This window comes from Kluyvera sp. Awk 3 (assembly GCF_028069715.1).
Lineage (GTDB): Bacteria > Pseudomonadota > Gammaproteobacteria > Enterobacterales > Enterobacteriaceae > Kluyvera > Kluyvera georgiana_A.
Genome location: NZ_JANEWH010000139.1, coordinates 1 through 11,374, shown reverse-complemented (window position 1 = coordinate 11,374; position 11,374 = coordinate 1). Strand labels below are relative to the sequence as shown.

Sequence of the window (11,374 nt, the reverse complement as noted above, 5' to 3'; positions counted from 1 at the left end):
ATCTGCCCCCGCCCCGTCTTATTTCCGCGACACCACCCGTGGTGGCAACAACAACCACGACCACGGCAGCAGCGACCACGGCGGACGTGGTAACGGTTCAGAGAATGCCCAGAACAGCCATAGTGCTGGAGGGGTCGGCACCAGCGGCGATCACATCGGCGGCGGTCGTACTGGTGGCGGTTTCCATTACTGAGAAGCGGAGAAGCACGATGAAATTAAAAATCATTGTCCTGATCTCCCTGGCGGCTACGGCGATGTCTGGATGCACGATTAAGAACCCGATTGGCGACTGCAACCCGCAGGCGATGGAATGTGCAAAGGTGGAATCAACCGACCGCACCGCACCACTTTACACGAAGCCAAGCCCGGTCGCATTGAGCCGCGAATATGGCGCTGTAGTCGGTCGCCAGATTTACCGTCTGCTGCCGAACCCGCACCAGTTTGCTGGTCAATCCTGCGTACTGCGTATAAAGCTGACCAGCGAAGGCCTGCTGAAGGACGTACACACTGAGTACCCGGCAGGCAGTAAGGATTATTGTGCCGCGCTGAAGGCCGTCACCCAGAAAACAACGTATCCACAGCCACCAGCTGGCGCGTTAACCGACGCAGGCGATCTGATGCCGCTCAACTTCAAAGAGCTGCCGCCTGTCGTGATGCAAGCGCCATGAAGACCGGTAAAGGGATATCCAGCGATGTGTAACAACGCGCTACCACACTCCTAGTGGCGTATATCGCTGGAGAGGTTCACGCCAGGAAACTGCACTCCGGTTTTATAGCGCTGAACGTCGGAATTCGCCACCGGCTAGTGTGTAAAAAACCAGCAGCACTACTGCGAAACCGCTTGGGAGCTGATCACTCACGAAGCATACAACCGACATATCGGACACAGAAAATACAGAGGCACTGCCCATTGAACACCAAAATGCAAAACGCCATCGCTGCTGTTATCGCCGTAATGCTGACCGCCAGCGCAGCGCATGCACACGACATGGTAGCGGCGGTTGAAGCCTACCGATCGCAGCTGGCAGCTGCATCAGCCGAACTGCACGACATCAAATGCGACCCCGGCAGGGATGTGTTAGCAACGTGCGATCTGTCCTATGCCGCCCGTTCTGCTGCTGAAGTCCTGGCGATGGTTAGCCCTGGCGTAAACAACGCAGAAGCCGGGCGTGGATTCGGCACCGCTCTGGAAGTCGTCTCTATCACGCTGGATGACCCCGAGAAACTGCGAGAAGCATTTGATGGCCTTAAGGGTGACAAAGCCGCAGAAAATCGCCTTGGTGCCGTTCTGGCGGAGGTATCGCACGCTACGGCTCGTTTTATCCGTTCCGCCCACGGACGGGGCACTGGAATGTAACAACGCCCCGGCGTTTCCGGTGATTTTTGGGAATACAACTATGAAACTGAAAACATTGTTCGCCGTCATATCTGCTCGCCGGTAGGCAATACGTCTTACTGCAGCTGATGCGCTAACAACGACTGAGCGAGTTTCTGGCGAGCCGTGGCCTTACATTTTGGAAATGGCTTGCAATAGCTCACGACTACGACACGCGCCACTGGGCGCCTTATGACGAATTCAACAGACAAGAGAGTCGCAATGATTAAGACCAATACCGCTGCGCTGATTTTCTCACTGGCAATACTGGCGACCGGCAACGCGAAAGCGTGCGACATCGATGCAGCTCGCGCAGCTGTCCAGAGCGCCGCAATTAATGCCAACGATGCCACCACGGCTGATAGCCTGGACGACGCGCAAATCGCCGCAAGCGACGCAGAACACGCCGCACAATCAGCGGCTATATTCCTGTCCGATTGCGAAAGTAACCAGTTCTAACCACTCTGCCACTGATGACGCTTTATCAAAGAAGGACACCCCATGATTAAAATCTCAATAGCAACCCTGGCGCTAGTGGCTGCAGGCCTGGCGCATGCCGATTATGGCGATATGCGTCTGTATGATCTCATGACATACCACGGAGCTGATACCTTGCGCGTAACAGAGATAGATAGCGTCACCATTCAGGTGCAGCAGTGTGACAAGAACGGCGTAGGGTGCGGACAGGCTGAAGACCTGAGGCGTCCAAACGCTAAAGCAAAAACATGGAGCCGTAGCTACCCAGGAAACACCATGAAGCCAGACACGCTCACTTTTACAGCGAAAGGCAACCTTATTTTCACAACATCACCGCCGCCAATCCTGTTGGATGACGAAGAGGCCAGTGCCGCATCGTTATTGCGTGCTGTATACCGTCCACGTTAATGATTCAGCGCCGCCGGATTGGTGGCACTACCTCATGGAGCAATGAGCATGATCGACAAACAGAATCCACCACCATCACCTATTGCACATAAGAGCCTGGCAGACGTACCCGTTGACCAGGAGCGCAAGAACCGTCTTATTCTGCTTGATGCAGCTTCACGTAAGCTGGCTGAAGCCGAAGAAATGCTGTCGGAGCTGATCGAGACGTACCCAAAAGACGGGGGGTCTGCGTGCCACCCGGTGAGCGGTTTCACTTCGACCGCATTTCAGGTCGCCAGGCTGCGTAAAGCCCTGGTGAGGTCGTCCGTATGACCGCTGTCGTCATTGTGATCGCACTGTTGCTGATTGCGCTGGCGGTAAGCCGGTCACAGGTTAGACACCTGCGCGCGGAGCTGGCAAAAACGAGTGTGGAGCGCAGCTAAATGCATGTGGAATGGCTGTACGTCGTATTACTTATAGTACTGGTCGCAGCACTGATCCGTGAGGTCGTGAAATCCGAACGCCGTGCCATAGCGAGCGAAGAAGAAAACGTTAAGCTACGTACACGAGTAGATAGTTTGGAACGCGGTTATGCCTCATGCGCCCGACAGCTCGCACACCAGGGGGCGAAGATTAAAAGTGTACAGGTTGCTATTCACGAGATGGAGCAACACCCTGAAAGCATTGTGACAAACTTGTGCAGACTGGGCGTTTATATGGAAAAATTCTTCATGACCAACGACCATTTTGACCTTCATAATTGATCGGCTAACGCCATTAAGAGGTAAGGAGAAAATCTACGTTGACGCTACACATTGTCCAGATCACGTTATACATTCGCACGCTGTAGGGAAAATGATGAAAACGAAGTATTTTTCTCGCGCTGCGGCGCTGGCAGCGGTACTGAACGGTCTGGTTATCGCCGGTAACGACCTGATGTTCGGTATCAGGTCGAGTCTACCAATGATAAGTGGGGTGATCGCGTTTATCTTTCTAGTATTCGGGCTGTTCGTCTGGCGACTGGGTGAGCGGTTCCATGAATTCGGACTTGAGATACCATCAGGAAGCGCCACATACAGAGCGCTGGCGCGATTAATGGCGGTTGCCTTTGGGGCCGTAGCCCTTGTCATGGCTTGCGTCTTATACGGGTTGTGGGAGAGGATTTTACAAGGAGCCGCGATATTCGGTTGAGTATAAAAAGTCTACATGCCGTAGATACACCGGGGGGATTTTTTGGGCAACTAACTACCGCGCCGGGAGCTGACCTGGCGTTGACATCTATCAGGAAAAAGCCACCCAGCAGGTTGCGGAGGGTTTTTTCCGCGCTGCCGGAGAGGCCGCATTGACGTATGACACCTAGGCTGGAATCCACCGGGAGTGCCATAGTAGGCAAAATATATTAATCCACCAAAAGAAAAAGCTCCAGCTGTTCACTGGGGCTTTTGATACGCACAAAATCCATCAAAATCCGTAATAAGCGACCTGTAATGATGCGTTTTTTACCGCGGCTGAGTGTACACCAGGTTTATCCGGTAGGCGTGGCGCCAGTTACGACGACTGGACAGACATCAAAAAAATATCCCCGTCCGGCATCGATGCGTGGGTATATGCCTTAACTAGCGGTCTGGAGCCAAATTCAGAGTACGCCAAAGCGCTGAAGGATGCTTATCAAAACGTCTTGACCAGAATTGAGTTGCTATATAACGGTGGTGACAACGCCGCAGCCCCATTTTATGGGGCAGCACCATATCGGCACATTCGGCGGTGCGCCGTCTAAATCGCTGGATCTTCCTGCTGGCTGGCAGGCGGGCCGAATAAGGGGGCAGAATAAAATTCGCCTGTATCTTCGTTACGGAGAAGCTGCAGACAATAAAAAACCACGCATTGGCATGGATTTTTATTGAACACTGGGACAGATTAAACACGATATATATTGCTCTTGTTTTTTCAGGCAATCTCGTTTTTATCAGGTACTTTTTTACTCAATGTTTTTTCCATCACAGCATTTTCTGGTAGCGACTTTTTGTTAACGCCATGATTCAGTTCTTCCTGCAATTGTTCCATATTTAGGGAACCATTCCAGCGAGAGATCACCAGTGTTGCCACACCATTACCAATCACGTTGATCAACGCGCCACCTTCTGAAATAAAGCGGTAAACACCCAAAACCAGCACCAGACCCGCGGCAGGGATGGTATGTGTTGAACCCAGCGTAGCGGCGAGGGTGATAAAAGCGCCTCCACTGACACTGGCTGCACCTTTAGAGGTCAGCAGCAGAATGAGCAACAGAATGACCTGGTGCTGAAAGGTCAGATCAATATCCAGCGCCTGGGCGATAAAAATTGCCAGTACCGTCATATTGATGCAACTGCCATCCAGGTTAAAGCAGTAACCAGAAGGGATCACTAAACCGACAACAGACTTCTCGCAACCGAGCTTTTCAAGCTTTGTCATCATGCGTGGCAGTGCCGATTCCGAGGACGAGGTTCCGAGCACCAGTGCAAGTTCTTCACGGATGTAACGCAGGAAGCTCATCAGGCTGAATCCGGCCATTCTGGCGATAAGATTCAGTATGACGAAGACAAAAATTAAACCCGTAACGTAGTAGCAAATCAGCAGATTTCCATAAGCGGTGAGGGAAGTAAGGCCATACTTAGCGATGGTATAAGCCATACCCCCAAAAGCGCCTAGTGGTGCGATATACATAACAATTTTTAGCATGCGGAAGAAGACGTGAGAAATCATCTCGATAGTTGTCAGCAAAGCTTTCCCCGCCTCGCCCATTAGTTGCAAACCGAATGCAAACAGCACCGAAATGAACAGAACTTGCAGAATATTCCCGTCAGTAAAAGCACCGAACACGGTATCGGGAATGATATGTGTTAAAAAACCACTGACGCTTTGTTCATGGGCAGCCTGGGTATAACTGGCTACGGCGCTCGCATCCAGTGAGGTAGGATCAATATGCATCCCAACGCCGGGTTTCATAATGTTTACACTTACCAGACCAATGATCAATGCAAGGGTGGTCAGAACTTCAAAATAAATAAGCGATTTGGCACCAATTTTGCCGATGCTTTTAAGGCTTTTCATACTTGCAATACCAGTAACTACGGTACAGAAAATGATTGGGGCTATCAGCATCCTGATAACTTTTATAAAAGTATCGCCAAATGGTTTCATCGCCTCGCCCGTTTCCGGGAAATAGTGCCCAACGGCAATACCAATAATGATGGCTAATATCACCTGAACATACAAATGCTTATACCAGGACAGTTTATTTATTTTATTCGAGGTTGCGATGCTTGTGAACATGGAAGTTTCCTCGGGTAATAATCTATTTAAGGTAAGATGCAGGGTATATGCGCAGCTTTATTGCTGCATTTTATTATTCAAACGACTCTGTTTTTTATCTGTCCGGAATAATATCCCGCCAGGTTATATTCCAGGACTTTAATAAGATTAGTTACACTACTGTGACTCGCCCAGGCGATATGCGGCGTGACGATGAGGTTTTTTAGCCTCGGGTCCAGAAGAGGATGAGACGCGGGCGGCGGCTCGGTTCCCAGTACATCCAGCGCCGCGCCGCTGATGATCCCTTCTCGCAGCGCACTTACCAAATCTGTTTCATTGATTAGCGCGCCACGCGCGGTGTTAATCAGTAACGCTTCCGGTTTCATTTGCCTGAGCGTCACCATATCAATCATTTCCCGGGTGCTCTCATTCAAAGGGCAGTGGAGAGTAATGACGTCACTTTGAGAAATAACGTCCTCAAAGCGAGCATAACCTTCACGTATTTCAGATGCACCTTTGCGCTCGGCGAACATGACTTTCATGCCAATGCTTTTAGCCAGCCTCGCCACATGATTACCAATATCTCCGCGGCCAATAATCCCTAATGTCGCGTCTCTGATATCTCTGATAGGTGCACGATGCAGGCAAAAATGTGTTGAATCTGACCATTCACGGCCAGCTGCATGCAGATAATCTTTAAGGTGGCGGCGAAGCGCGAAGATAAAGCCTATTACGCCTTCAGCCACGCTATTGGCGGAATAGCCCGGCACGTTGCTCACCGCAATCCCGCGCTCGCGGCAATACCCGGTATCAATGCAATCAAACCCCGTGGCGGTCACACAAATAAACCGTAACGCGGGTAGATCGCGTAGCAGGTCTTCTCGCAACTCGACTTTGTTGGTAATGACGATTTCAGCATTATTAAGTGCCGCTGCGATCTCATTTTTGCTGGTTGAACCCCGGTAATCCCATACATCACACCAGGAAGGTTTTTTCAACGGTTGTGGCAAAGTATCACCATCTAAAAACACTATTTTCATGCTTTTATACTCAATAATTTAATTAATATTATGTGGAATCAAGCAAGCAACTATGTTCATGCAGGGAATTCAGGGGGCTTCCTGAATCTTTTGGCATTTGTTCACGAGTCCTTGTTCGAATGAAAGAGGGATGGGATGCAGATCATCCGTTTTCCCGGCACGCGTCACACTTGAGCGAATATTGTGGCCAATCAGTGCCGGAAGTGTTTTTGCCACGCTGATAACGGCATCAAGATCGACTCCTGTTTGATACCCCATAAGTTGCAACATATGAACCATGTCTTCGGTGCTGACGTTGCCACTGGCGCCCGGCGCATAGGGGCATCCGCCCAGGCCACCCAGTGACGCATCAAAGCGATCGATTCCGGTGGATAACGCGGCCAGTGTATTAGCGAGTGCCATACCCCGGGTATCATGAAAATGTAATGTGAACTGTAACTGGGGGAAATAGCTGCGTACTAAGCGACATACCTCCTCGACCTGAGAGGGGTATGCCATGCCTGTGGTATCGCACAACGTAATGCCACGAACCTCTTTTTGCGCGAAAGTTTCAATTAGCCGTAATAGGGTGGTTTTTTCAACTGGTCCTTCCATCGGGCAGCCAAATGCCGTCGAGAGGGAAACATTTATAGCCACAGCGCTTCCGGTAAAAACCTGAATGACCTCGCTCAGTTGATGAACTGAATCCTGACGGCGCATACGTAAATTGGTCAGGTTGTGACTTTCACTGGCGGACATCACCAGGTTGGCTTCATCGATACCGCAATGTAATGCCCGTTCTGCGCCGCGAAGGTTAGGGACCAGTACAGTGTATTCCACACCAGGCTGGCGCTTGATCCGTTTCATCACATCCTCGGCATCCTTTAATGCCGGGATCGCCCTGGGGGAAGTGAATGATGTCGCTTCAATTTTGGCGTAGCCGCACAGGCTTAGGGCATCAATGAATACGACTTTATCCTCCGTGTGGACAAATTGCGCCTCATTTTGCAAACCATCCCGTGGCGCGACTTCCTGAATGTAAATATTTTTTGCTAATTTAGTCATGTGGCTCCCCTTAAATAATGCCGCGGGCGCGCAGGTCGCGCCGTGTCGCATCGTCAAATCCCAGTTCAGCTAATACTTCGTCGGTGTTCGCCCCTAACTGAGGAGCCCTCGTTCGAACGTTTCCGGGGGTTGACATAAGTTTGGGGACTATACCCGGCAGCGTGACGGGGGTGCCGTCATCAAGGGTATCGACGAGCAACATATCCCGGGCCTGATAGTGTGGGTCACTGGCTATGTCACTGGCGTCATAAATTTTTCCGGCAGGTATCCCCCCTTCGTGAAGTGAAGCAAGAACCTCCGTCAGGGTAAATTTCTCAGCCCACTGCGAGATAGCGGCATCCAGCAGATTGGCGTGTCTTGCCCGACCATCGTTATGTGCAAATGTGGGGTTGGCGGCGAGATCGGGACGATTAATGATTTCCATTAATCTCAAGAAAATAGAGTCACCGTTGCCGGCAATCAGGGCATACTTTCCATCTTTACAGCGATAGGCGTTCGTTGGGGCGATGCCGGGCAAGCAGCTACCCGCAGGCTGACGAATAGCTCCGAAGACGGAATATTCCGGCAGCAGGCTCTCCATCATATTGAACACTGATTCGTAGAGTGCGACATCAATCTGTTGCCCGTCACCGCTCTGATCTCGATGTCGTAAGGCCAGCAGGATCCCTATGACACCATGTAAAGCAGACAGTGAGTCGCCAATCGAAACCCCTACCCGCACTGGCGTACGACCCGCCTCGCCAGATAAAAAACGCAGCCCACCCATCGCTTCGCCAATCACTCCAAATCCAGGACGATCACGATAAGGGCCTGTTTGCCCGTATCCCGAGACGCTGAGCACGATGAGTCTGGGGTTGAGGGCGTGCAGTTTTTCCCAGCTCATGCCCCATTTAGCGAGTGTGCCAGGGCGAAAGTTTTCAATCAGAATGTCTGCTTCTTTTAACAGAGATAACGCGACTTCCTGCCCTTCAGGCTGGCGTAAATCGAGCGTAACTGAACGTTTATTACGTGACTGGACAGCCCACCAGACAGACGTTTCATTGTGCAGCATGCGCCATTTGCGCAATGGGTCACCTTTTTTAGGTGGCTCTATTTTAATTACATCGGCACCAAACTCTGCCAGCATGCGTCCTGCCATTGGTCCAGCTATCAACTGGCCCATTTCAATGACGCGCAATCCTTCTAAAGGTAGTGACATATTTCCCCCATAACCACATTTGCAACATGCAGTTAACATTAACGCAGGGGAAATAAATGAAAATTTCCTTTTATTCACTAACCCTTCACTAAATGGAAAGGGTCAGCGATCTGGAATGGTGGAAAATTTTTTTTATTGACTGATTAATTGAAATATTTATTTAAATGAAGGTAAGTGATGCTTTCTGAAATGGTGATTAAAATCACAAAATAGTGATGCCATTTATTTGACGCAACGCAAAAAATTAAGCAGCTTTTTCGCTTCCGGCTGAAGAGGGTTGACAGCATTGATGCCAATTTTAAGCGTTCTGTGAGCCCAGGAATCCGTCAGGGGAATGGCAACCAATTTCTTCCCGTGCAACGTATGACTGATTGCACCTGAAGGCAAAATACCAATGCCTAGCTCGGCCTGGATCATGCGGCACAAAGCATCAAAGCTGGTGACTTGCATATTGACTTTGAGAATCTTACCGGCACTGATAGCCTCATCTGATATGCGTCGTAGCAGAGAACTTCCTTGGTTCAAGCCGACATAATTGTAGCCCAGCGTTTCGGTAAAACTGATTGAGGGGAAGCTCGCCAGCGGGTGGCCTGACGGAACCAGGAGAACCAGACGGTCTTGTCGGTAGGTAAAGGTACGGATACCTGATGCCGCCACATTATCTGCGAATATACCAATATCAACACGACCGGAATCAACCTGTTCGACGATATTCTCGCTGAGAGCTTCCTCTAAAAGGATACGTAATCTGGGATTCTCACGCTGGAAACCTGCCAGGTCTTGTGGCAGAAACTGGATGACGGCAGAAACGTTCGCAGCCACCCGGATATGTCCTAAAATCCCTGCTGAATAATCGCTAATCTCACTTGCCATCTGATTGACATTATCCAGCAGTTTGCGAGTATGCCGAATGGCACCTTGGCCCGCAGCGGTGAGCTCCAGGCCTCGGGGCTGGCGAATAAACAGTCGACATTCAAAGTTTTTTTCCAGTTCAGCAATGCGCTTACTTGCGGCGGATAAAGTGATGTTGGACTGACTGGCGGCTTTCGTCAGGCTACCGGATTCAGCAGCTAAAAGAAAAAGTCGCAGTGATTGAAGATCAAAATTACCTGTATTCACCATCATTTAAACCTTACTTATCCCTAGCGGCTAACCACAATTTACCGTGTTGAGTTAGAGGGTAGCAGGCATCCCGTGTCTACACATCATCTGGCTGCTCTGGCAGGGCTATGCTTACATTAAAAGCTCATTTATCATACAGAGATTGTGAGCGCACATGCAGCAAAAACCCTGTAAAAAATTGAAGTTACAGGGTTTCTAAGGAGCATAATGCAACATGAATGTTTGGTGGACTATTATCTTGTTACATTGTTAAACCCGCTCGCCGGGAGTATATTTTTACTGCCTTTTAGGGTGAAGAGAGAAATGACTGTAAAGGTCAGGGTAATACTGCCCAGAATAAAATAGGCTTGATGGAAACCGACCGTGTCATACATTCGTCCTACCCATGCTGACAGTACTACACCCGATAATTGCTTCGATAAGTTAAAGCCAATCAGGAATAAAGTTGCTGAAAATGTTGGGTTAAAAGCGGAGGCGATATATTTAAAGGTGCCGACCAACAGGAATGGCAACTCAAACATATGCAGCATTTTTAAGATAACCACCTCCAGCGCCGATGAAGCGAAAGATGATCCTAAAATACGTGCGGACATAATCATCCCCGCTGCGAGTAGGGCATTTTTGGCACCAATACGGTTCACAATCGCGGGGGCGAAAAACATAATGGTGGCGTTAAGTAATTCTCCTCCTGTGGTGACAAAACCAAAGACTTCCGTCCCTCTTTGCGGGCTGGAGAAAAAACCCTTAAAGAAGTTAGCAAATTGCTGGTCGAAAACGTCATAAACACTGGCAACGCCGACTACGTAAACAATAAAGCCCCAGAAGCGCGGCATACGAAGCAACTCGGCGGCAGTGCGCATCGAAAAAGCCTGGCGGTTGGCTCCGAGGGCATCGATCACCCGCTCGCTGTTACTCCCTTCCGGTCGCGACATCCATAACAGCACACCGAGCAGCAACGCAAAGCCGGAGGCGATCCAGAAGGTAATATTGGGGTCAATACCGAAAAGAATGCCGGTGAGGGAAGCACATAATGCCCAGCCAATGCAGCCCGAAACACGCACTTTGCCGTATTCGAAACGGTTGGCGCGACTGACTCGTTCAATATAGGCCTCAACCGCACCGGAACCGCTGGAGAAGACGATCCCGAGATAAATGCCTCCCGCCAGCGCCCCAGCAATAATATTCATCTGTAATAACGGTGACAGCACAAAAATAAAGAAGGGCGCAAACAAAATTAGCAGGATCGTAATGGTCCACAGCAGATGTTTACGTAATCCCAGTTTATCAGAAATAAGACCAAATACAGGTTGGAAAATAATGGCAAACAGCGAGATGGATGAAAAAACAATCCCTGTCTCAGTCTTGGTTAAATGATTAACTTCGGCCAGCCAGACCGGGAAAAAGGGAAAGTAGGCCGACATAATGAAATAATAGAAG

Annotated in this window: 13 protein-coding genes and 1 pseudogene; 8 read left to right on the top strand and 6 right to left on the bottom strand. The window is 49.9% G+C overall.

The annotated features are described in order from the left end of the window. From NNN71_RS20735 to NNN71_RS20700, 8 genes and pseudogenes are all read left to right on the top strand, one after another. Positions 1-193 (top strand): annotated as a pseudogene (locus tag NNN71_RS20735) (hypothetical protein); the annotation flags it as partial. A gap of 16 nt (positions 194-209) precedes the next feature. Beyond that, positions 210-668, top strand: coding sequence for a cell envelope integrity TolA C-terminal domain-containing protein (locus NNN71_RS20730; RefSeq protein WP_267453945.1), 459 nt, complete (start codon positions 210-212; stop codon positions 666-668). A gap of 242 nt (positions 669-910) precedes the next feature. Beyond that, entirely contained in the window at positions 911-1,357 is a 447-nt protein-coding gene (locus tag NNN71_RS20725; protein WP_267453944.1) for a hypothetical protein, read from the top strand. Between the two features lie 240 nt (positions 1,358-1,597). Continuing rightward, positions 1,598-1,834 (top strand): hypothetical protein, encoded by a 237-nt coding sequence (locus NNN71_RS20720; protein WP_267453943.1) that lies wholly within the window; start codon positions 1,598-1,600, stop codon positions 1,832-1,834. 42 nt (positions 1,835-1,876) lie between these two features. After that, positions 1,877-2,260, top strand: coding sequence for a hypothetical protein (locus tag NNN71_RS20715; protein WP_267453942.1), 384 nt, complete (start codon positions 1,877-1,879; stop codon positions 2,258-2,260). Between the two features lie 48 nt (positions 2,261-2,308). After that, positions 2,309-2,572, top strand: a complete 264-nt coding sequence (locus NNN71_RS20710; protein WP_271459240.1) for a hypothetical protein — start codon at positions 2,309-2,311, stop codon at positions 2,570-2,572. 110 nt (positions 2,573-2,682) lie between these two features. Continuing rightward, the gene (locus NNN71_RS20705; RefSeq protein WP_267453940.1) at positions 2,683-3,003 is read left to right on the top strand and encodes a hypothetical protein; all 321 of its coding nucleotides are present in this window, start codon (positions 2,683-2,685) and stop codon (positions 3,001-3,003) included. Between the two features lie 94 nt (positions 3,004-3,097). Next, on the top strand, positions 3,098-3,430 hold the full coding sequence (locus tag NNN71_RS20700) for a hypothetical protein (RefSeq protein WP_267453939.1): 333 nt from the start codon (positions 3,098-3,100) through the stop codon (positions 3,428-3,430). 756 nt (positions 3,431-4,186) lie between these two features. Here the strand turns inward: NNN71_RS20700 and NNN71_RS20695 are convergent. The 6 genes from NNN71_RS20695 to NNN71_RS20670 form a co-directional block, all read right to left on the bottom strand. Next, positions 4,187-5,554 carry a dicarboxylate/amino acid:cation symporter gene (locus NNN71_RS20695; protein WP_267453937.1) on the bottom strand — a complete coding sequence of 456 codons (1,368 nt, stop codon included), beginning with the start codon at positions 5,552-5,554 and terminating at the stop codon, positions 4,187-4,189. A gap of 77 nt (positions 5,555-5,631) precedes the next feature. Further along, positions 5,632-6,573: a D-2-hydroxyacid dehydrogenase gene (locus tag NNN71_RS20690; protein ID WP_267453936.1), complete on the bottom strand. Its 942-nt coding sequence runs from the start codon at positions 6,571-6,573 to the stop codon at positions 5,632-5,634. A 69-nt stretch (positions 6,574-6,642) separates the two neighbouring features. Further along, positions 6,643-7,617, bottom strand: coding sequence for a hydroxymethylglutaryl-CoA lyase (locus NNN71_RS20685; protein ID WP_267453909.1), 975 nt, complete (start codon positions 7,615-7,617; stop codon positions 6,643-6,645). A gap of 10 nt (positions 7,618-7,627) precedes the next feature. Continuing rightward, on the bottom strand, positions 7,628-8,815 hold the full coding sequence (locus tag NNN71_RS20680; protein ID WP_267453908.1) for a CaiB/BaiF CoA transferase family protein: 1,188 nt from the start codon (positions 8,813-8,815) through the stop codon (positions 7,628-7,630). Between the two features lie 222 nt (positions 8,816-9,037). Next, positions 9,038-9,940 carry a LysR family transcriptional regulator gene (locus tag NNN71_RS20675; RefSeq protein ID WP_267453907.1) on the bottom strand — a complete coding sequence of 301 codons (903 nt, stop codon included), beginning with the start codon at positions 9,938-9,940 and terminating at the stop codon, positions 9,038-9,040. Between the two features lie 230 nt (positions 9,941-10,170). Continuing rightward, on the bottom strand, positions 10,171-11,374 hold a 1,204-nt coding region (locus tag NNN71_RS20670; RefSeq protein ID WP_271459239.1), incomplete at its 5' end, for an MFS transporter.

Bases quoted from the DNA above. Each gene is read 5' to 3' on its own strand.
- NNN71_RS20730 (WP_267453945.1), top strand. From the start codon at position 210: ATGAAATTAAAAATCATTGTCCTGATCTCCCTGGCGGCTACGGCGATG.
- NNN71_RS20720 (WP_267453943.1), top strand. From the start codon at position 1,598: ATGATTAAGACCAATACCGCTGCGCTGATTTTCTCACTGGCAATACTG.
- NNN71_RS20715 (WP_267453942.1), top strand. From the start codon at position 1,877: ATGATTAAAATCTCAATAGCAACCCTGGCGCTAGTGGCTGCAGGCCTG.
- NNN71_RS20710 (WP_271459240.1), top strand. From the start codon at position 2,309: ATGATCGACAAACAGAATCCACCACCATCACCTATTGCACATAAGAGC.
- NNN71_RS20705 (WP_267453940.1), top strand. From the start codon at position 2,683: ATGCATGTGGAATGGCTGTACGTCGTATTACTTATAGTACTGGTCGCA.
- NNN71_RS20700 (WP_267453939.1), top strand. From the start codon at position 3,098: ATGAAAACGAAGTATTTTTCTCGCGCTGCGGCGCTGGCAGCGGTACTG.
- NNN71_RS20695 (WP_267453937.1), bottom strand. From the start codon at position 5,554: ATGTTCACAAGCATCGCAACCTCGAATAAAATAAATAAACTGTCCTGG.
- NNN71_RS20690 (WP_267453936.1), bottom strand. From the start codon at position 6,573: ATGAAAATAGTGTTTTTAGATGGTGATACTTTGCCACAACCGTTGAAA.
- NNN71_RS20685 (WP_267453909.1), bottom strand. From the start codon at position 7,617: ATGACTAAATTAGCAAAAAATATTTACATTCAGGAAGTCGCGCCACGG.
- NNN71_RS20680 (WP_267453908.1), bottom strand. From the start codon at position 8,815: ATGTCACTACCTTTAGAAGGATTGCGCGTCATTGAAATGGGCCAGTTG.
- NNN71_RS20675 (WP_267453907.1), bottom strand. From the start codon at position 9,940: ATGATGGTGAATACAGGTAATTTTGATCTTCAATCACTGCGACTTTTT.